This window comes from Nocardia sp. NPDC057668 (genome assembly GCF_042799795.1).
Taxonomy (GTDB): Bacteria; Actinomycetota; Actinomycetes; order Mycobacteriales; family Mycobacteriaceae; genus Nocardia.
On the sequence record NZ_JBHVIC010000001.1, the window covers coordinates 33821 to 56042 of the forward strand.

At 67.9% G+C, this 22222-nt stretch carries 23 protein-coding genes; 7 read left to right on the top strand and 16 right to left on the bottom strand.

Annotated features, from left to right (window positions below; translation table 11 throughout):
- Positions 1–8: 8 nt before the first annotated feature.
- A complete protein-coding gene (locus ACFVBH_RS00165) occupies positions 9–545 on the bottom strand; it encodes an NUDIX hydrolase (protein ID WP_378998366.1) in 537 nt (178 codons plus the stop codon).
- A 75-nt stretch (positions 546–620) separates the two neighbouring features.
- Between ACFVBH_RS00165 and ACFVBH_RS00170 the strand changes: the two genes are divergently transcribed.
- Positions 621–1073: an SRPBCC domain-containing protein gene (locus ACFVBH_RS00170; RefSeq protein ID WP_354988457.1), complete on the top strand. Its 453-nt coding sequence runs from the start codon at positions 621–623 to the stop codon at positions 1071–1073.
- 114 nt (positions 1074–1187) lie between these two features.
- On the opposite strand, the gene ACFVBH_RS00175 is transcribed toward ACFVBH_RS00170, so the two are convergent.
- Both ACFVBH_RS00175 and ACFVBH_RS00180 read right to left on the bottom strand, forming a co-directional pair.
- Positions 1188–1412 carry a hypothetical protein gene (locus ACFVBH_RS00175; RefSeq protein WP_354991876.1) on the bottom strand — a complete coding sequence of 75 codons (225 nt, stop codon included), beginning with the start codon at positions 1410–1412 and terminating at the stop codon, positions 1188–1190.
- 35 nt (positions 1413–1447) lie between these two features.
- The gene (locus ACFVBH_RS00180) at positions 1448–2212 is read right to left on the bottom strand and encodes an HNH endonuclease family protein (protein ID WP_354991875.1); all 765 of its coding nucleotides are present in this window, start codon (positions 2210–2212) and stop codon (positions 1448–1450) included.
- Positions 2213–2540: 328 nt separating this feature from the next.
- Here ACFVBH_RS00180 and ACFVBH_RS00185 point away from each other — a divergent pair, with 328 nt between their 5' ends.
- Positions 2541–2774 (top strand): hypothetical protein, encoded by a 234-nt coding sequence (locus tag ACFVBH_RS00185; protein ID WP_354991874.1) that lies wholly within the window; start codon positions 2541–2543, stop codon positions 2772–2774.
- Between the two features lie 97 nt (positions 2775–2871).
- On the opposite strand, the gene ACFVBH_RS00190 is transcribed toward ACFVBH_RS00185, so the two are convergent.
- From ACFVBH_RS00190 to ACFVBH_RS00210, 5 genes are all read right to left on the bottom strand, one after another.
- Complete coding sequence (locus tag ACFVBH_RS00190; RefSeq protein ID WP_354989069.1) at positions 2872–3993, bottom strand: nitronate monooxygenase family protein; 1122 nt, start codon at positions 3991–3993, stop codon at positions 2872–2874.
- Between the two features lie 139 nt (positions 3994–4132).
- Positions 4133–4540 carry an NUDIX domain-containing protein gene (locus tag ACFVBH_RS00195; protein WP_354989068.1) on the bottom strand — a complete coding sequence of 136 codons (408 nt, stop codon included), beginning with the start codon at positions 4538–4540 and terminating at the stop codon, positions 4133–4135.
- 38 nt (positions 4541–4578) lie between these two features.
- Complete coding sequence (locus tag ACFVBH_RS00200; RefSeq protein ID WP_378998371.1) at positions 4579–5796, bottom strand: FAD-dependent oxidoreductase; 1218 nt, start codon at positions 5794–5796, stop codon at positions 4579–4581.
- A 65-nt stretch (positions 5797–5861) separates the two neighbouring features.
- Positions 5862–7001 (bottom strand): serine hydrolase domain-containing protein, encoded by a 1140-nt coding sequence (locus tag ACFVBH_RS00205; protein WP_378998373.1) that lies wholly within the window; start codon positions 6999–7001, stop codon positions 5862–5864.
- 154 nt (positions 7002–7155) lie between these two features.
- Positions 7156–8310: an MFS transporter gene (locus ACFVBH_RS00210; RefSeq protein ID WP_378998375.1), complete on the bottom strand. Its 1155-nt coding sequence runs from the start codon at positions 8308–8310 to the stop codon at positions 7156–7158.
- A 383-nt stretch (positions 8311–8693) separates the two neighbouring features.
- Between ACFVBH_RS00210 and ACFVBH_RS00215 the strand changes: the two genes are divergently transcribed.
- Positions 8694–9173 (top strand): helix-turn-helix domain-containing protein, encoded by a 480-nt coding sequence (locus ACFVBH_RS00215; protein ID WP_354989064.1) that lies wholly within the window; start codon positions 8694–8696, stop codon positions 9171–9173.
- Positions 9174–9527: 354 nt separating this feature from the next.
- On the opposite strand, the gene ACFVBH_RS00220 is transcribed toward ACFVBH_RS00215, so the two are convergent.
- From ACFVBH_RS00220 to ACFVBH_RS00230, 3 genes are all read right to left on the bottom strand, one after another.
- The gene (locus ACFVBH_RS00220; protein ID WP_378998377.1) at positions 9528–10955 is read right to left on the bottom strand and encodes an FAD-dependent oxidoreductase; all 1428 of its coding nucleotides are present in this window, start codon (positions 10953–10955) and stop codon (positions 9528–9530) included.
- A 101-nt stretch (positions 10956–11056) separates the two neighbouring features.
- Complete coding sequence (locus ACFVBH_RS00225; RefSeq protein WP_378998379.1) at positions 11057–12169, bottom strand: winged helix DNA-binding domain-containing protein; 1113 nt, start codon at positions 12167–12169, stop codon at positions 11057–11059.
- Between the two features lie 322 nt (positions 12170–12491).
- The gene (locus tag ACFVBH_RS00230; RefSeq protein WP_378998381.1) at positions 12492–13658 is read right to left on the bottom strand and encodes a thiolase family protein; all 1167 of its coding nucleotides are present in this window, start codon (positions 13656–13658) and stop codon (positions 12492–12494) included.
- 137 nt (positions 13659–13795) lie between these two features.
- Between ACFVBH_RS00230 and ACFVBH_RS00235 the strand changes: the two genes are divergently transcribed.
- Entirely contained in the window at positions 13796–14515 is a 720-nt protein-coding gene (locus ACFVBH_RS00235; protein ID WP_354989059.1) for a YoaK family protein, read from the top strand.
- Positions 14516–14588: 73 nt separating this feature from the next.
- Positions 14589–15191, top strand: a complete 603-nt coding sequence (locus ACFVBH_RS00240; protein WP_354989058.1) for an HdeD family acid-resistance protein — start codon at positions 14589–14591, stop codon at positions 15189–15191.
- 57 nt (positions 15192–15248) lie between these two features.
- Here the strand turns inward: ACFVBH_RS00240 and ACFVBH_RS00245 are convergent, their stop codons facing one another.
- Genes ACFVBH_RS00245 through ACFVBH_RS00265 form a run of 5 tightly spaced genes read right to left on the bottom strand, consistent with a single transcriptional unit; the run spans position 15249 to position 20248 of the window.
- Positions 15249–16127 (bottom strand): phosphoribulokinase, encoded by an 879-nt coding sequence (locus ACFVBH_RS00245; RefSeq protein WP_354989057.1) that lies wholly within the window; start codon positions 16125–16127, stop codon positions 15249–15251.
- 40 nt (positions 16128–16167) lie between these two features.
- On the bottom strand, positions 16168–17244 hold the full coding sequence (locus ACFVBH_RS00250) for a class 1 fructose-bisphosphatase (RefSeq protein ID WP_354989056.1): 1077 nt from the start codon (positions 17242–17244) through the stop codon (positions 16168–16170).
- A gap of 16 nt (positions 17245–17260) precedes the next feature.
- The gene (locus ACFVBH_RS00255; RefSeq protein WP_378998384.1) at positions 17261–18322 is read right to left on the bottom strand and encodes an AAA family ATPase; all 1062 of its coding nucleotides are present in this window, start codon (positions 18320–18322) and stop codon (positions 17261–17263) included.
- Positions 18323–18348: 26 nt separating this feature from the next.
- Positions 18349–18771: a ribulose bisphosphate carboxylase small subunit gene (locus tag ACFVBH_RS00260; protein WP_354989054.1), complete on the bottom strand. Its 423-nt coding sequence runs from the start codon at positions 18769–18771 to the stop codon at positions 18349–18351.
- Positions 18772–18793: 22 nt separating this feature from the next.
- Positions 18794–20248, bottom strand: coding sequence for a form I ribulose bisphosphate carboxylase large subunit (locus ACFVBH_RS00265; RefSeq protein WP_354989053.1), 1455 nt, complete (start codon positions 20246–20248; stop codon positions 18794–18796).
- A gap of 125 nt (positions 20249–20373) precedes the next feature.
- Here ACFVBH_RS00265 and ACFVBH_RS00270 point away from each other — a divergent pair, with 125 nt between their 5' ends.
- Together ACFVBH_RS00270 and ACFVBH_RS00275 are read left to right on the top strand one after the other, a co-directional pair.
- A complete protein-coding gene (locus ACFVBH_RS00270; protein WP_354989052.1) occupies positions 20374–21249 on the top strand; it encodes a LysR substrate-binding domain-containing protein in 876 nt (291 codons plus the stop codon).
- Between the two features lie 148 nt (positions 21250–21397).
- The gene (locus ACFVBH_RS00275; protein WP_378998388.1) at positions 21398–22174 is read left to right on the top strand and encodes an acyl-CoA thioesterase domain-containing protein; all 777 of its coding nucleotides are present in this window, start codon (positions 21398–21400) and stop codon (positions 22172–22174) included.
- Positions 22175–22222 lie beyond the last annotated feature (48 nt).

Sequence of the window (22222 nt, forward strand, 5' to 3'; positions counted from 1 at the left end):
CCGCTCGGCTACCGCTGCCGGGCCAGGTGCAGCTCGGCCGCGAGGGTGACGAGCTCGGACATGTGGTCCCCGTCGGTGCCCGCCAGGCGGGCCGCCTGCGCGAGCGGGAAGGTCCGCACCTCCAGAATCTGTTCCCCGTCTTCCGGATTGGTCGGCTCGCCGGTCAGCGCCACGTCGGCGGTGCACCACAGCCACGCCTTGTGCGGATGCGGCTGCCACGGCCGGTACGGCTCGGGATGGTCGGTGACCCCGTGATGCGCGCCGATCCAGTGCAGCGGTCCCGCGAGTTCGGCCCCGGCCTCCTCGTGTAGTTCGCGCACCACGCAGGCGCGCACGGATTCACCGGCCTCGCGCGTGCCGCCGGGCACCATCCAGAAGTCGCGGGCATCGCGGCACAGCACGATCTCCGCGCCGACGAAGCAGACGACGTGAATATTGGTCACCAGTTCGTCGGCCGGGAGATCGGTCGAGAATTGCACGTCCAGGCCGCCCCATTCCCAGCGGGCAGGGGTGTGCAGCAAGGGATAACGATCGGCGAGCGTCATGATTCGACGGTAGCGGGCGCCGCGATGCGGGGGGATGTCACACCGGATAGAACGCGTTTCAGTATTGTGGCCGCCATGGCCTTCGTCATCGATAACAGCGTGGACATCGACGCACCCGCCGAACTGGTCTGGCAGGTCCTGACCGATGTGGACAACTACGGCGAGTGGAACCCCTTCGTCCCCGAATGCACGACCACCCTCGAGCCCGGTACGCCGATCGATATGAAGGTGCGACTCGTCGGCCCGCCGCGCAACCAGCGCGAATACATCTTCTCCAATACCCCGGGTAAAGAATTCAGTTACAAGATGAAGCCCGCTCCCCTGGGCCTGCTGAGCAGTCATCGGCAGCACATTCTGACCCCGCTGGGCGACGGCCGGACCCGTTATGAATCCCATTTCGAACTGCAGGGCCCGCTGAGCCCGGTGGTCGGCGGCCTGCTCGGCAACGCCCTGCGCAAGGGTTTCGGCGGTATGACCGCGGGCGTCAAGCTGCGCGCGGAATCGCTGCGGGCCGGCGTGCGCGACTGATCGGGGCGTACATGCGACCGTGGGGTGCGGACCGGTTGATCGGTCCGCACCCCACGGCTGTTCTATTGCGGCCGTTCGATATTCGATGAACGGCCGCGCCGGATCGAAATCCGGTCAGGCTTCGAATGGAATGGTGTTTCCGGCGGCGTCGCGGGTACCCTGACCTGCTTCGATAGCGGCAACCAGATCGGCGACCGACGACCATTTCAATGGCGGCCGGTCCTCCAGATTGCCGATCGTGTACCAGGTTTCGGTATCGCGGTAGCGGACCAGCGCTGTTCCGGTGTCGTCGACTGCGACATCAAGCTCTCCCGACACCGTCCCTTCCTCGCGGGTCATGATGGCGGCTTCGGCGAGAATCTCGATGACGTCGATTATCTGAACCCTCCTTGTTTGACGCAGTCGTCGACTGCGGTGCGCAGCGCTTTGAGCTCGTCGTTATCTACAGCCAAGGCATATTTTATCTTTATCTTCACGTAGTGATCGATATAGCCACACCGGAAAGCTCCCGGCGGCAGATAATTGGCCACGTCCTGATCACCCTTCGACCTGTTCGCGGACGGGTCGGACGCGATCAGATTGACCGCGTCGTTGGCGATATTGCGGCGGGTGTCCTCGTCCAGCTTCGAGGCGCCCGAACGCCAGGCCTCGGCCAACGGCACGATGTGCTCGGCATCCACGCCGGCCGGATCGGTGATGAACTTGTACGGCTTGAGCTGCCCGGTCTTGGCGTCCATGACGCCGTAGGAGTCCTGCCAGCCGCCGCCCTTGCCGACCTTCAGATCGCAGGTCTTGGGATCGAGGGTGACATCGCCGGTGGCGTCGCGCAGCATCATCACTTCGCGGGTCGTGCATTTGGCGTACTGCGCGAATTCGGTCCCGAACCCGTGCTCGACCGCCTTGGTGTCCCAGTGCGGGAACTTCTCGCGGGTGTAGCCGGTCATCGGGAGTTCCGCCGCGACAACCAGTTTGTCGACCGCGGCCTTGACCTCCGAGCCGACCGCCACCGGTCCGGTGGACGGGTTACCCTGCCCGTCCGATGTCTTGCTCTGCCCGCAGGCCGCGACGGCCACGGCCAGCACTACCGCCAGGCAGGCCGGGACCACGCCGGACCGCCCGCGCCGCGAACCCGGCGACATCGCAAACAACGCTATTTTCAACGCAACACTCCACTACTGTCGACAACATCCTTGTCGCTCATGCCGATCAGATCATGGGCGTCCCAACATTGCTCTGCTACCGACGTATTCATCCGGCCCCGGCCGCGGGTGGGGCGTGTTCGCGTGTGCGCGACGGCTTCTGCGGAGACATCTCGACCACCGTTGCAATCGACGGCCCGAAAGAGCAAGCCGGACGGTCGGTTCAGAGACGGGACTCACAGGCGGGCCCACGGGAATCGGGGCTGCCGGAGCGGACGACACCATTCAATACTGGGCCGGGTCGGGGTCGAGATCAACGGAGTGATGCATGTATTCGAAGAAATTGCTCGGAACCCTCGCCGTGTCGGCCGCATTGGTCGGCGCGTCGGGCGCGGTGACGGTCACCGCGCAGGCCGCCGTTCCGGCCGAACCCGCGTCCGTGCGGCAGATCGACGACAGCGGTTCGTTCAGTTCGTCGGGAACCCTTGCGCGCGACGCGGCGTGGACCCTGGTCTGCGTGCTGACGGGCAAGTTCGTGGGGTCCGTCTACCCGCCCTGCTGAGACGCGGCCGCGTCGGGGGCGGTGTTCCGCTGTCGGGCGTCGGAACGCGAACGGCCCGGTCGCGCAAGGCGACCGGGCCGTTCGTGCGTGAGCTATGTCAGGCGTTGTTGAGCTTGTTCAGCCGCTCGCACGAATCCAGGTACTCCTGGATCAGGCGCTGCACGACCTCGGTCGACCGCTCGACCTTGTTCATCTGGCCGACGACCTGGCCGACCGGGTTGAAGTTCACGTCCTTGGCGGCCTCGGGGTAGCGGTGGCCGCGCTTGACGCCGTCGAGGGCGACCATCATCTGCAGCGGCATGCCGAGCGGAGCCGGGGTGTCCTCGCGGTCCCACGCCTCGGTCCAGTCGTTCTTGAGCATGCGGCAGGGCTTGCCCGTCCAGGACCGCGAGCGCACGGTGTCCGAGCTGGTGGCGTCGATGTAGGTCTGCATCTGGGCGGGCGGCACGTTGGCCTCCTCCACGGTCAGCCACAGCGAGCCGGTCCACGCGCCCTGCGCGCCCATGGCCAGCGCGGCGGCGACCTGACGGCCGTTGCCGATGCCGCCCGCGGCCAGCGCGGGCATGTCGCCGATGGCGTCCACGACCTGCGGCCACAGCACCATCGAGGCGATCTCGCCGCAGTGGCCGCCGCCCTCGGTGCCCTGCATGACCACGAAGTCCAGGCCCGCGTTCTTGTGGTTCATGGCGTGCTTGACCGAGCCGCACAGCGCGCCGATCAGGCGGCCGGAATCCTGGATGGTCTTGATGACGTCATCGGGCGGGGTGCCCAGCGCGTTGGCGACCAGCTTGGCCTTGGGGTGCTTGAGAATGACCTCGATCTGCGGGGCGACCGTGGTGGCGGTCCAGCCCAGCAGCTGGTTGTGCCGCTCGCCCTCGGGCAGCTGCGGAACGTTGTGGTCCTCGAGGATCTTCTGCGCGAAATCGCGGTGGCCCTGCGGAACGAGCTTGGCGAGTTGGGCTTCCAACTCCTCGGGGGTCAGGTTCTCGACGCCCTTGCCCTCGTACTTCGACGGGATGACCAGGTCCACGCCGTAGACGCCCTGTACATGCTCATCGAGCCAGGCCAGTTCGACCTCGAGCTGCTCGGCGGTGAAACCGACCGCGCCGAGCACGCCGAGCCCGCCGGCATTGCTGACCGCGGCGGCCACATCGCGGCAATGGGTGAACGCGAAGATGGGGACATCGATGCCCAGGCGATCGCAGATCTCGGTACGCATGTGGTGGGGGCTCCTCTAACTTCCCGGCACTGGAATGTTCTGCCCATCACACTAGAACATGTTCTACATTCAGACCAGTCTCTCGATGACTACCCACCGGTACCTGTCAACAACATGTTCTAGTAACCGGATTCTGTTTTCAGCGATTCAGCAGCCCCGCGGCCACCAGATCGTCGAACAGGAGCTGGTCGACCGGGGGCACCCGGGGCCGGTCCGAGTAGTCGAACCAGTCGATCTCCTCGATCTCGCTGCTGACCGCGATCGTGCCCGTGTAGTCGGCCGTATAGCAGGCCATGCGGACCAGCGCGCCGGGGATCGGGGCTTCGTAGGTGCCCGCGTGCGCCACGGTTCCGGGCAGCACCTCGACGGTCAGCTCCTCGCGGATCTCCCGGACGAGGGTCTCCAGATCCGTCTCGGCCCCTTCCCTTTTCCCGCCGGGGATATAGAACTCGTCCTTCCCGGCGGGCCGCCCGCACAGAATTCGCCCGTCCCGGATCAACACCCAGGCCACGGTGTCGATCAGCCGCTGCTCTCGTTCGGTCCGCATCCCCGCACCCTATCGGCGGGAGGGATGCGGTGCGGCGATCACGCCCGGGCGAAGGCGGGCGCCCTTTCGGGCCGGAGTCCGACGCCGCCGATGTAGGCGGAGATTCCGGCCAGCACCGGGAACCGATCGATGACGCGCAGCGGGGTGGGTGCGCCGGTGAGGGTGCCGTCCAGGGCGGGTTCGAGCAGGAGTTCGTGTTCGTTCAGCTGGGATTTCTGGGTCATGGCTGTCGGAAAGTGGCGGCGGCGTTGCACTTTGGCCAGGTCGGCGGAGGTGAGACGGCCGGAGAGCAGCGGGGCTGCCAGGATGCGGGCGGCGGCCACCGCGTCCTGGATGGCCAGGTTCACCCCGACCCCGCCGACCGGGGACATGGTGTGCGCGGCGTCGCCCAGGCAGAGCAGACCGGGGGCGTGCCAGGTCGGCAGCCGGCCCATGGTCACCTCGAGGAGCTTGATGTCGTCCCAGGAGCGCACGGCCGCCAGGGCCTCGGGGGTCCAGTCGAAGAGGTCCGCCAGTTCGTCGCGCAGCCACCGGATGTCGCGGGCGCGCAGCTCGGCGTCGGAGCCCTTCGGGATGAGGTAGGAGGTCTGGTAGTAGTCGCCGCGATCCAGGGTCACCGCCGCGCGCCCGGCGTCGAAGCGCGCGAAAACCTGTGCTGCTCCGGCGGTGTCGGCGGCGGTGGGCACGCGCAGCCACCACACGTCCATGGGGACCTCGAACATGTCCTGCCGGAGTCCGGCGGCGGCGCGGGCGGCGGAATCGCGCCCGTCGCAGGCCAGCACCAGCGCGGTGTCCAGGGTTTCGGTGCTGCCGTCGGGGTTTCGCAGGTGTGCGCCGGTGATGCGGCCGGATTCGACGCGCAGGCCGGTGAATTCGGTGGCCATGCGCAGGGTGAAGGTGGGTTCGGCCGATGCCGCCTCGGCGAGCAGGTCCAGGAAATCCCACTGCGGCACCATGGCTATGTAGCGGTGACGGCCGGGCAGGCGGCGGAAATCCGCGACCACGAGGGTGTCGCCCGCGATGCGCATGCGCATCTGCTCGAGTTTGCGATGCGGGAGCCGGGCGAAGCGCTCCCCCAGTCCGAGCTCGTCCAGCAGTCGCAGGGTCGAGGGGTGCACGGTGTCGCCGCGGAAGTCGCGCAGGAAGTCCGCGTGCTTCTCCACGACGGTGACCCGCACCCCCGCCCGGGCGAGCAGCAGGCCCGCCATCATTCCCGCCGGACCGCCGCCGACCACGCAGACCTGTTCGTATGTCATTGCCCCGCCCCCTGTTTCGCGCAGTTGTCGTCGAACTCGCGTTGTCTACTACATCTAGTAGTACCTTACGGGCACAGGGCGTGACTGACCAGAGCCTGCACATCCGGTTCCCGCTCCGGGGATTCGGTCAGGGTGATGGTCACCGCCCGGCCGTCGCGGGAGGCGCCGGCGACGGTGACATAGCCGGCGATGCCGCCGGTGTGGCCGAAATACTGCGCGCCGCAGTCGAGTTCGGTGCCGCCTATGCCGAGGCCGTACCACATCGAGCCGCCCGGTTCCTGCGGCTCGCCCGCGAGCATCTGCTCCAGCTGCGCGGGAGCCACGACCTTCCCCGCCAGCAGATCGAGATAGAAGCGATTGAGATCGGCCCCGGTCGATACGAGCGCGCCGGCCGCCCACGGTACGGACGGCTCGGACCGGGTCACGTCGGTGCGCACCCCGTCGATGGTCGCGTAGCCGTGCGGGTGCGGGCCGCGGATGTCCAGCTCGCCCGGGTTCGGCAGGTAGGTGCCGGTCAACTGGGTCGGCACGGTGATGCGTCCGGTCAGCTCGTCGGTGTAGGCGCGGCCGGTGACCTTCTCGATCAGCATGGCGGCCACGGTGTAGTTGGTGTTCGTGTACTCGAACCGCGCGCCCGGGGCGAACCGCGCGGGATTGCGGAGCGCGATCCGGATCTCCTCCGCCGGGGTGAAGACGCGTCCCTCGACGCCGGCGCGGTATTCGTCGATCTCCGGCGCGTCCGCGAATTCCGGGAGGCCGCTGCGATGCTGGAGTATCTGCCGCACGGTGATGGCGCGGGCGTCGATGCCGTTGCCGGTCAGCAGACCGGGCAGGTAGGTGTCGATCGGCTCGTCCAGTCGCACACGGCCCTCCGCGGCCAGTTGCAGGACGATCGCGGCCACGAAGGTTTTCGAGATGCTGCCGACCCGGACCTCCTGGTGCGGCGACAGCGGAATCGGCTCGCCGGTGGCGCGATCGGCGACCCCGGCGGTGAGGGTGAGGGTCTGGCCGTTCTCGGTGAGGGTGGCGATGGCGCCGGCGAGCCCGGTGCGCACGAGGGCGTCGATGTCGGCGCGGATCTGCTCGACGCGGCTCGCCGCGACCACCGACGGGGTGGTGGTCAGGGCGGTGGGCGGACTGTCGGTGGCCACGGTCGAGCATCCCGCCACCAACGCCAGCACCGGAATCGCCCAGAGAGATCGCATGCTTCGACGGTAGGAAACCGGCGGCCTCGGCGGAATCCGGAGAACCCCTGATCCCTGCCCTGAGAGAGCCGCTGGATTTACCCCTCCCCGGGCGGATGCGCGGGTGCGCCGCCACCCCCGCGGGGATGACGGCGCACTACTGCTCGGTGTCGTGTCAGCCCTTCGCGGCGACCGTCGAAACCGGTTGTGCCAGAGCATCGGTGGGTCGCGGCAGCCGGGCCGCGAGACCGATCAGCCCCGCCGCCACCGCCGCGCCCGCGACGACGTACCAGCCGTGCTGGAAGGCCTGCAGTGTCGCGTCCGTGCCCTCGGGCGCGCCCACCACCGCGACGAAAACCGCGACGCCGATGGCCAATCCGATCTGGCGGGCCATGCTCAGGACGGCGGAACCGGTGGCGAAGCGCTGCGGCGGGAGCCCCGCGGTGCCCGCGGCGAAGCTGGTCGGGAGTGTGAGTCCGACCCCGACACCGGTCAGCACCATGCCGCCGAGCAGCCCGCCCGCGAAGTTCGGTTCCAGCGTGACCGCCGCTGTCCACCACAGGATTCCGGCCGCGAACGTCACGCCGCCGGCGGCGATGACCGGGCCCGCGCCCCAGCGTGCGATGAGTCGCCCGGCCAGTATCGCCACCGGGGGCACCACCAGGGGGCCGGGCGCGATGGCAAGGCCGGACTGCAACGCCGACCAGCCCCAGACGTTCTGGGCCCACAGCACCGCCGAGAGCAGCATGCCCGCGAAGGCGACGTTGAACAGCAGTGAATTGCCGATCATGAGACCGAAGTTCGGCAGGCGCAGGAGCGCGGGATCGAGCACCGGGCTGTGATGCCTGCGCGAGGAGATCGCGAATGCGATCGCCAGCACGACCGCCGCCACGAACCCGCCGATCGTCGTTGGCGACGCCCAGCCCCAGTCCTCGCCCTTGACCAGCGCGAGAATCAGCGCGGCGACCGATCCGACCAGCGCGAGGGCGCCGAACCCGTCGGGGAGCCGGCCGCCCGTACCCGCGGGGTTGGGCAGCAGTCGCCATCCGACGATCAGCGCGGCGATGCCGATGGGCACGTTCACCAGGAACACCCAGCGCCACTGCACTTCGACCAGCAATCCACCCAGCACGGGCCCGAGCGCGGCGCCGAGGCCGCCGAAGGCCACCCACAGCCGGACCGCCGCGGCCCGGCGTTCGGGCGGGGTCGCGGCCAGGACGAGTCCGAGTGAGGCGGGGGTCAGCAGGGCGCCGCCCACCGCCTGGAGTACTCGAAAGCCCACGAGCGCACCGGTATTCCAGGCCACCGCGCACAGCGCCGAGCCGAGCACGAAGATGCCGAGCCCGAGCAGGAAGACGTTCTTGTTCCCGTTCCGGTCCCCCCAGCCTGCCCGCGGGCACCAGCAGCGCGGCGAAGACGATGGCGTAGGCGTTCAGTACCCAGGACAGCCCGGAGATCTCCGCCCCGGCGAAGTCCACCGCGATTTCCGGCAATGCCACGTTGACGATGAACAGGTCCAGGCTCGACAGCAGCACGCCGATGGCCACGATGCCGAGCACGGTCCTGCCCTGCTTCGCCTGCCGATCCTGTTGTTCCACAGCGTTGTTCACGATCTCTCCCCATCGAGCAGACGGCCCGGCGGGCCAGTGAGTTGCATCATGCAACGAACCATAGGCCAGTGAGTTCTTTGAAGCAACCGACTATGCTGTCCCCATGCGCCGAACGAGCTTCGAGGACATGAACTGCTCCATCGCCCAATGCCTGGAGGTCGTGGGCGACTGGTGGACCCTGCTCATAGTCCGAGACGCGCTCTTCGGCGTGACCCGCTTCGACGACTTCCGCTCCCGCCTGGGCATAGCCCGCAACGTCCTGACTCAGCGCCTGGAACACCTGGTCGACCAGGGCGTCCTGACCCGCGAGCCCTACCAGGAGAACCCGCCCCGCCACGACTACAAACTGACGGAAAAGGGCCGCACCCTCTGGACGGTCGTCAACGCGATGCGCGAATGGGGCGACACCTGGTCGGCCCCCGACGGTCCCCCCGTCGAGGCGATCCACAAGACCTGCGGCCACAAGATGACGGTCACCCCCACCTGCTCCCACTGCGCGGCCCCCCTGACCCCCCGGGACATCCGCCCAACCCTCGGCCCCGGCGCCCGCACCCCGGACCTCCTCCCGAACCCCGCCCGCTAGCCCGGCTCCCGCCCGGGATCAGGCGCGGAACCTTCGGCGAAGACGGCAGCGCACGCGGGCGACGCGTCCAGGCCGCGCGCGACGTCGTCGCGTTCCGCCGGCATCGCCAAACCGCAACCGGGACAGCAACTCCAGCCGATCATCTCGCTATCAGTACCGATCAGGGAAGCCTCGTGCAAGCGGAATTGGCCGCGGGCGTATGTCCGGTCGGAGGTTGAACTCCGGAAGAGTTCGATCGGTGTGGTGACGCCGGCTGGTCACCAGGAGTCCGGCGGTGGCGTCAGTCCGTTCGTGACGGAAGCGTCGGGCCGGACCGCTAGTCGGACGCAGCGGCGGGTCGGTGGTTCGAGGTCGTCAACGGCGGTTCGGTTGGCGGCCGAACGTGGCCGTGGCGGTCAGTTCCTCCCACCGGGCGCGACCCGGGCCTTGGGACGGCGGCACGAAATCCGGGTGGTCCAGGAGCCAGAGCGCAACCCGGTGTGCGACATCCAGATTGGTCAGGAGACTGTCGGGGCGGTCGAGCAGGTGGCGGACCCGCAGCCGGGCGCGCAGGACGTGGGGATCGTCGAGCGCGCACCACGGCAGCGCGGCGAGTGGGGAGAACTCGGCGCGGGGGGATCCGGCCGGGCCGGGCGGGAGGGCCAGGTTGTTTTCGGTGGTCTTGTCGCCGCGCACCTGATGGTCGAACCAGGGGCCGAGGGTCTCGGTCATCCAGCGGTGGTGATCGAGGGTGAGTGTGCCGTCGGCGGCGTGGCCGGCGTGGGTGGCGATCCAGACCGCGGCTCGAAGCGCGAAGGGAATGCCCAGGCCGAGAGTGGGATTGGTGTGGATCGCGCTGTCGCCGACGGGGAGCAGGCCGGTAACGATCGGGCCGTGGTCGTCGACCAGGGCGGTGCGCCGGTTGTCCAGGCCCGCCATCGCCAGTACGGGACTGATCGGATCGTGCGGGAGGGCGAGCCAGTCCGCACTGCCGGGGAAAGTGCGCGACAGGGACTCGAAGACCGCCGGGTCACGCAGCGCCGCCCGGGTCGGATCCGTGGTCGAGACCACCAGGTGGGTTGCGAAAACCCCGTTGTCGCTGGGGAATACGCCGCCCAGGGCGAAGGGTGTGGCTCCGCCGGTGGCTGTGGAGGATGGTCTGCGCGGCGCGCCGGGACGGAGCCGGTGCCAGCGGCAGAAGTAGGCGATGCGGGTGGGGTGGCTGTCGATGACCGCGGGGCGGGTGCCCGCGGCGGTCAGCCAGCGGGGAACCGGGGAACGCCGGCCCGCCGCGTCGATGACGAGATCGGCGGGGAGTACGCCGGAACCGCGGCGCACACCGGTGACCCGCGGCACCGGTCCGGAACGATCGAGCGTGAGACCGGTCGCCGGATCACCCTGTGCCATTGTGATTTCCGGCTGATCCCGGACCGCGCCCGCCAGCGCGCGCTCCACCACGATGCGCCGCGCCCGCAGGGTGACCAGTTCGGAATCGCCCGGCTGCGGTGGCACCGCGGCGAGCTGCTCGAAGTCGTTCCATTCCTCGGCTCCCAGGGCGAGCATGGTCGCGTACACGTCGGGCGCTTCGGACCGCAGCAGGGCGCGCACGGGCGCGTGCAGGTTGTGCGGTTGTACGGCCTGCGGCACGCCGGGCCGATGCCACTCCAGAAAGTCCGCTTCCAGATCGGCGCCGGCGCTTCGGCTTTCCCGTTCCAGCACCGTCACCGGGTGCCCGCGCCGCGCCAGGAAGAGCGCGGTCGCGAGCCCCGCGATACCGCCCCCGATGACAACGATTCCACCCACCATGCCCCCCTCGGGCGCGACGCTACCCGAGCAGGGTTAACACCCCGCGACTTGCATTCGTCGCGATCGGAACGCGCCGAGTCTTCGGCACGCCCGGTCGGTCATTCGGCGCGCACGGTCAGCGCCGCAACACCCGTGGCGCGGGCGACCCGCGCCGCTTCGCGCTTCAACTCGCGCGCGGACGGCGCGGCGCCGTCGAACATGCTCACGACCACATCCCCCTCGGCGACGGCCCATGTACCGGCGATGCGCCCATCCACCAGCACCAGCGGCGAAATCCAGCCCGCGGCCCGGCTGACCTTCGCGCGATGTTCGGCCGGAAGCAGCGCGGTGTCGTTGGTCCCCGGACCCAGCACGTATTGGTCGAATGACCCGAGCAACCGGACCGATGCCTCCGGCTCGATCGCGACCAACTCGTCGACATGCTCGGTGCGCAGATACCCGCGCCGCCCCTCCACCTCGACTTCGGTGAGCTCGTCACCCAGCTCGGCGAACCAGCGCCGAAGCACCGGCTTGCGGATGCTGCCCCGGCTCAGCCAGGCATCGAACGCTTCGGGCGTCGCGGGACCGTACGCGCCCAGGTAGGTCCGGATGACGTCGGGCGCGGCCGAATCCGGATCGGGGATGCCCTTCCACCCCGAAATCAGCCGCGCCGGATGGGTGAAGGTCACGGTGGTGCCGTCCGCGGGCCCATGGCACAGTGCCCCCTGCCAGGCGAGTGGTTTGAGCAGGGCGCCCCACCCCGAACGCAAGTGCTCCTCGAGCGGCTGGAATCGGCGTTCGGCGACAATGACCGACACCAACTCCTCCCGCGTGAGCACCGCATCCCCAAGGATCTCCCCGACCGCGACCACCAAGGCGGCCACGTCGTCCGGTGTCGCACCGAAGGTCTTGACCCAGGACCCCTTCTCCCAGGTGCGAGCCGACGCCATCAGCGACAGCGCCCCCGCCGCGAAATCCGGTGTCAGCGCATGCAATGTCCCCCGCATCGCCCAGGTCTTGACCAGCGACCCCGCCCGCAGTCCGGCCCCGACCCCGCCCGGCTCCCCCGCGCTACCGCGCAGCGCCACGGCCATTTCCGCCGCGGACGCCACCTGCGCCTGCACGCCACCGAGCCGCTCGGCGACCGCGACGGCATCGACCGCTGCGTCCGCACCGATGAACTGCCGCCGCATCCGCCACGCGAATACCTGTCCCCGGGTCACCGCGACCACGCTCAACCACCTTCCACCCGACTCATGACCCGCACCACGCTACGAGCAATCACCGACTTCCCGCGCCGGACACCCGGTTCGAACCGCATCCTCCACCGTCGTTCGCGTCGATGGTGGGTGCCCGCTTCGGCACCCACCACACCCGACCCGACCGGAATCCAGCTACGCGGCCGAATTGGAAAAGCTCGGAAACCACTGTCGTGCAGTGGTTTCCGAGCCGGATGATAAGAGCCGGTTGATCAGCCCGGCCGGACGCTGCGAGAGCGCGCCTACACAGCGCCCGCCTGCGTCGGCCGGGCTCGCGGCCCAGGGCGAGTCGCGCTCAGAGCCTTTCGATGATGGTGGCGTTGGCCAGCCCGCCCGCCTCGCACATCGTCATGAGCCCGTAGCGCCCACCGGTCTGCTCCAGGTGATTCAGCATGGTCGCGAGGATCCGGGTGCCCGATGCTCCCAGCGGATGCCCCAGCGCGATGGCCCCGCCGCGCGGATTGAGCTTGGCCGGATCCGCGCCGAGCTCGTGCGCCCAGACCAGCGGCACGGGCGCGAACGCCTCGTTCACCTCGTACACGTCGATATCGTCGATCGTGAGCCCCGCGCGGGCCAGCACCTTGCGGGTGGCGGGAATGACCGCCGTCAGCATGAGCAGCGGATCATCGCCCACCACGGAGAAGGAATGGAACCGGGCGCGCGGGCGCAGGCGGAGCTCGGTCGCCTTCTGCTCGCTCATGATCAGCGCGGCGGACGCGCCGTCGCTGAGCGGGGACGAGTTGCCCGGGGTGATCGACCATTCGATCTCGGGGAACCGGGCCTTGAACTCCGCGTCCGCGAACGCCGGCTTCAATCCGGCCAGCCCCTCCGCCGAGGTGCTCGGGCGGATCGTCTCGTCGGCGGAAATGGTTCCGGCGGAGACGATCTCGTGGTCGAACCCGCCCGCCGCCGCGGTGGCCGCCGCGAGCCGGTGTGAGCGCGCGGCGAATTCGTCGAGCACGCCCCGGTCGAACTTCCAGCGCGCGGCGATCACCTCGGCCGCGATCCCCTGCTGGATCAGACCGTTCGGGTACCGCTGCGCCAGCGGACCGCGATTCGCGTCCGCCCCCTGGGCATTGGAGAACATGGGCACCCGCGACATGGATTCCACGCCGCAGGCGACGGCCACGTCGTACGCCCCGGCGAGCACGCCCTGGGCGGCGAAGTGCGCGGCCTGCTGGCTCGAGCCACACTGCCGGTCGACTGTGGTGGCCGGCACAGATTCCGGGAATCCGGCCGCCAATGCCGCCGTGCGCGAGATGTTGAACGCCTGCTCGCCACTCTGGGTGACGCAACCGCCGATCACATCATCGATAACCGCCGGATCGATCCCGGTACGCGCGACGAGCGCTTCCAGCACCCCGGACAGCAGTGTCGCCGGGTGCACTTCCGACAGTCCACCACCGGCTTTCCCCTTTCCGGTCGGGGTCCGGACCACGTCGACGATGACGGCGGAAGTCATGGCTACTCCTAGCGCTCTACTGCTCAACCAGATGTGAATTGTGGTTAACATAAGCACTGTACCCCACGTGCGGCGCGCGGTCACAGCCGTCTTTCGCACGCCGGAAGTTCTCAGGAAAAGGTTGCTAGCCTTTTGCCATGACTTCGAGCCGCGGCGAAGCTCTCGCACCCTTCTGGAATCTGGAGATGCGCCTGTCCGCCGTGCTGTCCGCGCTGGCCGGTTTCATCGGCGCGGCGGCGTACATGCACTCGGCCGGATATTTCGTCACGTTCATGACCGGTAACACCGAACGCGCCATTCTCGGCTTCTTTTCCGGTGACGCCACCCTGGCCGTCGGCGCCGCACTGCTCATCGCCTGCTTCGTCACCGGCGTGTTCGTGGCCTCGCTGTTCCGTCGGCACGTCTGGGAGAACCACCCGCACGGCGCGACCGTGCTGGCTACCGCCGCGCTATTGGTGGCCGCGGTCAGTGAGCATTTCATCGGCGAACGCAGCATCGGCCTGACTCCGATTCTGATCGTGGCCTTCGCGATGGGTGCGCTGAACACCTCGTTCGTGAAGAACGGCGAGGTCTCCATTCCGGTCAGTTACGTGACCGGCACGCTGGTGAAGCTGGCGCAGGGCGTGGAACGACACCTGGCCGGGGACGGCGGCCCGCGCGAGTGGCTCGGCTACGCCGTGCAATACGGCTCGTTCGCGCTCGGCGCGCTCATCGGCGGCCTGATCAGCGTGCCCGTGCAGGGCGAATACATGCTCGATACCGCCGTTGCCGGTTCGGCATTGGTGGCCGCCTATACCTGGCGCGCCGATATCCGCTGGGTCAAGCGCGAACTCAAACGGCACGCGGAAGTGGATTGACCCAAGTCACAACCGTGCACCACACCGCGCTAATTCACCGCAAATAGGATGAACTGGGCATATTGTCCCGAATATGACAACCAGCAAAGAGGAAGTTATTGAAGGGCCGGTCCACGCGCTGGCCCGGGGCGCCTGGCAGTCGATCCTGGTCACCGGCATCCTCTCGGTGGCGCTGGGAATTCTGATCCTTGCCTGGCCGGGCAAGACGCTGCTCATCGCGGGCGTGCTGTTCGGCATCTACCTGATCCTGTCCGGCGTTTTCCAGCTGATCGCGGCCTTCGGTCTGCACCTCAGCGCCGGTATGAGAATCCTGTCCTTCATCAGCGCGATCCTGTCGCTGATCCTGGGCTTCCTGTGCTTCCACGACTGGACCGAACGCGGCGAGGCCACCGCGGTCCTGCTGCTGGCCATCTGGATCGGCATCAGCTGGATCTTCCGCGGCGTCAGCTCGCTGATCACCGGCATCTCCGGTGACGGCATGCCGGGCCGCGGCTGGACGATCTTCTTCGGCATCGTGCTGGTCATCGGTGGCGGCTGGCTGATCGCGGCGCCGTTCACCTCGCTGCTGACCCTGACCCTGGTGGTGGGCTGGTGGCTGATCTTCATCGGCATCATGGAGATCATCAGCTCGTTCCAGGTCCGCAAGGCGGCCAAGGATGTTCCGGCCGCGGTCTGATCCCAGCGCGACACGGTCCGGCGGCCGTCCCGAACAGGGACGGCCGCCGGATTCGTTTCACCGCATTCGCTTGGGCCGCTTGTCCATCAGCCGCAGGATCAGCGGCGTGAAGATCAACTGCATGGCCAGGTCCATCTTCCCGCCCGGCACCACGATGCTGTTGGGCCGGGACATGAACGAATCGTGCAGCATCGACAGCAGATACGGGAAGTCGATCACCTTCGGATCGGCGAAGCGGATCACCACGAAACTCTCGTCCGCGGTCGGAATCGTGCGCGCGGTAAAAGGATTCGAGGTATCCACCGTCGGCACCCGCTGAAAATTCACATACGTCCGCGAGAACTGCGGGCAGATGTGCTTCACGTAGTCGGGCATGCGCCGCAGGATCGTATCGATGATGGCCTCGCTCGAATACCCGCGTTCGTTCTTGTCGCGGTGCACCTTCTGAATCCACTCCAGATTCACGATCGGCACCACCCCGACCAGCAGATCCGTGTAGTTGCCCACGTCGATGCCGTCGGTCACCGCCGCCCCGTGCAAACCCTCGTAGAACAGCAGATCACTGCCCGGCGAGAGCTCCTCCCAGGGCGTGAACGTGCCCGCCGGCTGCCCGAACGGCTTTGCCTCGCGGTCGTTGTGCAGATACCGCCGCACATTCCCGACCCCGGTCTCGCCGTAGTCGCGGAACAGCATCTCGAGCTCCCCCAGCAGATTCGCCTCCGGCCCGAAATGCGAGAACGTCAGATTGCGGCTGGCTTCGGCCTCGGCCATGGCCAGCTGCATCTCGTTGCGGTTGAAGCGGTGGAACGAATCTCCCTCCACGATGGCCGCGTTGATTCCCTCGCGCCGGAATATCTCCTGGAAGGTCCGCGTGACGCTGGTCGTTCCCGCACCGGACGACCCGGTGATCGCGACCACCGGATGTTTGACCGACATGGCACCTCCTCGATTGCCGGACAACTGATTTCGCGACGCCTCAGCGCCCGGCCGACCGGAACAGCGACCGCGACCCGAACAGCGAGGCGTCGAAGCTCGGCCCGCCATCGGGTTCGGCGTGATAGCGCACGATCCGCTCGACCTCGTTGCGCGAGCCGAAGATGAACGGCACTCGTTCGTGCAGCTCCCCCGGCTTCACGTCCAGCACCCGTTCGTGCCCGGTGGTCGCCGCCCCGCCCGCCTGTTCGACGATGAACGCGATCGGATTGGCCCCGTACAACAGCGACACCCGCCCCGGACGATCCGGATGGCGGGTGTCGCGCGGGTACAGATACATGCCCCCGCGGGTCAGAATGTGGAAGGTGTCCGCGACCAGCGAGGCCACCCACCGCATGTTGAAATCGCGTCCGCGCGGTCCGTCCTGCCCCTGTAGGCATTCGTGCACGTACCGCCGCACCGGTCGCTGCCAGAACCGCTCGTTGGCCGCGTTGATCGCGAAACCCGAAGTGTCCTCGGGTATTCGCATGCCCGGATGGGTGAGCACGAACGCCCCGACCTCACGATCGAGGGTGAATCCGTCCACCCCGTTCCCGGTGGTGAGCACCAGCATCGTCGCCGGCCCGTAGAGCGTGAATCCCGCGCAGACCTGCTGCACCCCCGGTTGCAGGAAGTCCTCGCCGGTGGCCGCACGTCCGTCCTCCGGCGCGCGCAGCACGCTGAAAATCGTTCCGACGGGCAGGTTCACGTCGATGTTGCTCGATCCATCGAGCGGATCGAAGGCCAGCAGATACTTCCCCCGCCGATACTCGGTCGGCACCGCGTGGAACCCGCTCATCTGCTCGGAGACCAGCGCCGACAGCGGCCCGGTCCACTGACTCTCTCCCACCATGATGTCGTGCGCGATCGCGTCGAGCTGGCGATGCACCGCGCGCGGCGCCTTGTCCGCGCCCGTGCCGCCCAGCGACCCCACGATGGCGCCCCTGGTCACCTGGTTGGCGATCATCTTGGTCGCGGTGGCCAGCACGTTCACCAGCGCCGAGAATTCCCCGGACGATCCGGGATGGCGATGCTCGGACTCGATGGTGTACCGGGTGAGAGTCTTCAATCCTTCGGGCATACGCCTGCTCATTTCCTCACTGGGGGGCGCCCTCCGATACGGAGGTTTCCGTGAACACGCTGCTGCCGTAGACGTCGTTGTCGGTCAGCGTGATCAGGTCGGTGCGGCTCAGCGGCCGGTGCAGCTCCACCAGGCGTTTGGCCTGGCGCAGCCGGCAGCGGTCGATGGCATTGCGCACGCTGCGGGCGTTGGCGAAGCGCGGGCGGGTCATGCGCAGTTCGAGATAGCGCGAGAACGCCTCCACCCCGGCGTCGTCGAGGCTGAAATTCTCCTGCGTCACCATGAGCTGGGCGATGCGCAGGAGCTCGTCGTGGGTGTAGTCGGGGAACTCGATGTGGTGGGCCACCCGCGAGGACAGGCCGGGGTTGGCGGAGAAGAAGACCTCCATGCGATCCGGGTAGCCGGCGAAGATCACCACGAGGCTGGTGCGCTCGTTCTCCATCTCCTGCAGCAGGATTTCGATGACCTCCTGCCCGTAATCGCGTTCGTTCTCCGGCCGGAACAGGTAGTACGCCTCGTCGATGAACAGCACGCCCCCGGCGGCCTTGGCCAGGGCCTCCTTGGTCTTGGGCGCGGTGTGACCGATGAACTGGCCGACCAGATCGTCGCGGGTCACGGTGTGCACCTTGGGTTTACGGATGTAGCCCAGGGCGTGCAGCATCTGCGCCATGCGCAGCGCCACCGTGGTCTTGCCCGTGCCCGGCCCGCCGGTGAAGCTCATGTGCATGGTCGGGCGGGTGGCCTGCAGGCCGAAGCGCTGACGGGCGCGGTCGATCAGCAGCAGCGCCGCGATCTCCCGCACCCGGCGCTTGACGTTGGCCAGGCCGATCAGTTCGGCGTCGAGCCTGGTCAGGGTGTCCTCGACGTCCTTGCCCGCCATATCGGCGGACAGATCGAGCAGGGCGTCCTCGGCGAGCGGGTGGTCGGCCGCCGTGTCCTCGGGTCGGGGGCCGTCGGCGGCCGCACCGCGCACCGGCGCGGGGCTCGTGGCCCCGGGCCGATGCATCTGAAACCCGTTCGCCGCGGGCCCGGCCGCAGGTTGCCGGGCGCTCGGCGCCACGGGATACTCCTTGCTCACTTCGAACCTCTCGCTCGGAAAACGGTTCAGCCGCTGTAGCGTTCGCCGGGCCTGTCGTCCAGCGCGTACGCGTGGTAGCTGTACCGCTGGCGCCGGTCGCTGGCGTCGGTGCGATCGAGCCGGAAGCCGGGTTCGTGGGCCGGGCGCTGCACCAAAAAGCTCAGTGCGGTGGTCTGGCGGCCGTACGTGGCGTCATAGGCGGTGACGCGAATGTAGTGCCGCGGGAACGTGGCTCGGCAGGTATTGATCTCGGCGAGTACGCCGTCGGGCTCGTCGAGATCGAACAGCGGCAGACCCCACATCTCCCAGTACACATTGCGCGGGTGCGGATCGTCGGTGTATTCGATGGAGACCGGCCAATTGTTGAGCAGGGCGTAGCGCACCTGCGCGGCGATCTCGGCGTCGGTGAAGTCGGGCAGGTGAGAAAACGTGCCGTGACGCAGTTGCATTGCGGTTCCTCGTCTTTCGGCGTCAGCGTGAGCTGGTGGGTACGGCGTCGGGGGCATCGGTGGAGGTGTACTCGAAGGTCACGTCACCCCAGACCTGCAGCGCCGCCTCGAGCGGCTTGCAGGTCTCGGCGGCCCGGCGCAGCGCTTCGGGGCCCTCCTTCAGCAGATCGCGGCCCTCGTTGCGGAGCTTCACGACCGCTTCCAGCGCAACACGATTGGCTTCCGCGCCCGCCGCGATGCCCATCGGGTGGCCGATGGTGCCGCCGCCGAACTGCAGCACCACGTCGTCACCGAACAGGTCCAGCAGCTGATGCATCTGCCCGGCGTGGATGCCGCCCGAGGCCACCGGCATGACGCCCGGCAGGCTGGCCCAGTCCTGGTCGAAGAAGATGCCGTTGCGCGGATTCGCGGGAACGTGGTTGTCGCGCAACGTGTCGTAGAAGCCCTTGACCGTGTACGGGTCGCCCTCGAGCTTGCCGATGACGGTGCCGGCGTGCACGTGATCGACCCCGATGAGCCGGCACCACTTGGCCAGCACCCGGAAGCTGACGCCGTGCGTCTTCTGCCGGGTGAAGGTGGAGTGCCCGGCCCGGTGCAGATGCAGCAGCATGCCGTTGCGCCGCGCCCACTTGGACATGGACTGCATGGCGGTGTAGCCGACCGTCAGATCCATCATGATGATCATGCTGCCGATGGACTTGGCAAACTCCGCGCGTTCGTACATGTCCTCCATGTCGGCCGCGGTGACATTCATGTAATGGCCTTTGAGCTCGCCCGTTTCGGCGGTCGCGCGATTGACGCCCTCCATGGCGAACAGGAAGCGATCGCGCCAGCGCATGAACGGCTGCGAGTTGATGTTCTCGTCGTCCTTGGTGAAATCGAGCCCGCCCTTGCAGGCTTCGTACACCACGCGACCGTAGTTTCGCGCGGAAAGACCCAATTTCGGTTTCACCGTCGCGCCGAGCAGCGGCCGGCCGTACTTATTCAGATACTCGCGCTCCATAACGATTCCGTGCGGAGCGCCCTGAAAGGTCTTGACATACGCCACCGGAATACGCATATCTTCGAGCCGCAGGGCCTGCAGCGGTTTGAATCCGAAGACATTGCCGATGACCGACGAGGTGAGATTGGTGATCGACCCCTCTTCGAAGAGATCCAGATCGTAGGCGACGTAGCCGAAGTACTCCCCCGGCCGGCCCGGCACGTCCTCCACCCGGTAGCACTTGGCCTGGTAGCGGTCGTGCGCGGTGAGCCGGTCGGTCCACACCACGGTCCAGGTGGCCGTGGAGGATTCGCCCGCGACGGCCGCGCACGCCTCGATCGGATCCACCCCGGGCTGCGGGGTGACCCGGAAGACCGCGAGGATGTCGGTATCCTTGGGCTGATAGTCCGGTGCGTAATAACCCATGGACGCATAGGTGTTCACACCCGGATCCCAGCGACCGCGTTCACCGTTCTGATCGTCAGTTCCGGCCATCGTTTCCTCCTGCGAACGGTGCTGGGGCGCTTCCGATTCCAAGGATGACGGCCGATTTCCGGACGGACAATGCGATTGTTCCTCGTCTCGCTCAACCATTTCGTCAAGTTTGCTACCGTCTGAAGATGGGTACGGTGAGTGCGGTCCGCATGGAAACCTTTCTCGCCGTCGCCCGGCACAGCAGCATCCGCCGGGCCGCCGCGCAGCTGCACATCACCGAGGCGGCCGCGTCGGCCGCGGTGGCGCACATCGAGAAACAACTGGACGCGAAACTGATCGCGAAATCCGGCCGCGGAATCGCGTTGACCGAGGCCGGGCGGGTGTACGCGGATTATTGCCGCAGCATTCTGGGCCTGATGAAGGAGGCGCATGCCGCGGTGCGCGAGGCCGAAACCGGCCGGCTCCGAATCGGGGTGGTCGCCACGGCCGGCGAGTACGTGCTGCTGCGCCTGCTGGCGTCGTTTCGCAATCGCTATCCCGATATCGAACTCGGCCTCTCGATCCAGCCGCGCGATGTATTGTTTCTCGAATTGAACCACCACGAAACCGATCTCGTGGTCGCCGGTCGCCCGCCCCGCGACGGCACGCTCGTCACCCGCGCCCGCCGCCCCTGCCAGCTGGTGGTGGTCGGCGCGCCCGGCCGCTGGCCCGACGTCACCGAGGCCACCTGGCTACTGCGCGGCGCGGGCTCGGGCACCCGCGACACCACGCTCGCGCTGTTCGACCGGCTCCAGATCCGCCCGCCCACCCTGACCCTGGGCACGCACGGCGCCGCGCTGGCCGCGGCCCGAGAAGGGCTCGGTATCACGCTCATCCACACCGACGCCATCGAGTCGGACCTGAGTGAGGGCAGGCTCGAGGTGCTGGACATCGAGGGCACCCCGCTCACCCGGCCCTGGCACGCGGTGACCACCAGGACCCCGACCCCCGCCGCGCGGCTGTTCCTGGCGCACATCACCGATCCCGAGCGGGTCGGGGACAAGGCGTTCCGCGGCGCGTGAACGGAGTCCATACCTCCGGTATAGCCCGGCCCGGTGTTCGGTGAATTGTGAAACATGCTCTAATGCAAGAGATCTTGATGGCGAGAAGGGTTCGGGACGCGTGGTCGCATTTTTCACTTTGGTCGATGATCACTATGTGGCGACCGAGATGTCTATCAGTCCGTGGTCGCCGAACCAGCTCGGCGGCACAGCGGTGTGTGGTCTGCTCGCCCGCGAACTGGAATGGCATTGTCCCGGAGACGATTTCATTCCCGCACGCTTCACCGTCGACCTGTTCCGCCCGGTGCTGAACGAGCCGATCCGCATGTACAGCGAGGTGGTGCGCGACGGCCGCCGGGTGCGCGTCATCGACGCCGCCATCATTCAGCAGGATCAGGTGCGCGCCCGGGCGACGGTCATGTACGTGGCGGCGGGCGATCAGCCGCCCGGGCAGGTGTGGCAGGCGACGCGGCACCTGCCGCAACCCGAACAGCCGCTGACCGCGCCCGAAGGCTCGCCGCCGCTGTTCAAATCCGGTGATCTGGACTGGACCGGCGACTTCGCCTCCGGCCAGAACAGCGAACGAAAGTCGGCCTGGCACAACCTGCCCGCTCTGGTCGAGGGCGAGCCCATCTCCCCTTTCCAGCGCGCGGCCTTCGTCGGCGACGCCACCAACCTGGTCTGCAACTGGGGCACCGAGGGCGTCGGCTACATCAACAGCGATCTGACAGTGACCCTGGCCCGCCTGCCCCTGGGCCCTGAGCTGGGCATCCTCGCCCAGGACCAGGTGGCGGGCGACGGCATCGCGATCGCGACCGCCACTATCTACGACCGCACCGGCCCCCTGGGCACCTGCGTGGTGACCGGCATCTCCAACGCCCGCCGCCAGGTCGATCTGGCCGCATTCGCCGAGGCCCTGGACTTCCAGACCCCCAGCTTCCCCTGAAAAACGACCCCGGGCCGATCGGGCGGCCCGGGTGTGCGTCCGGTGTGT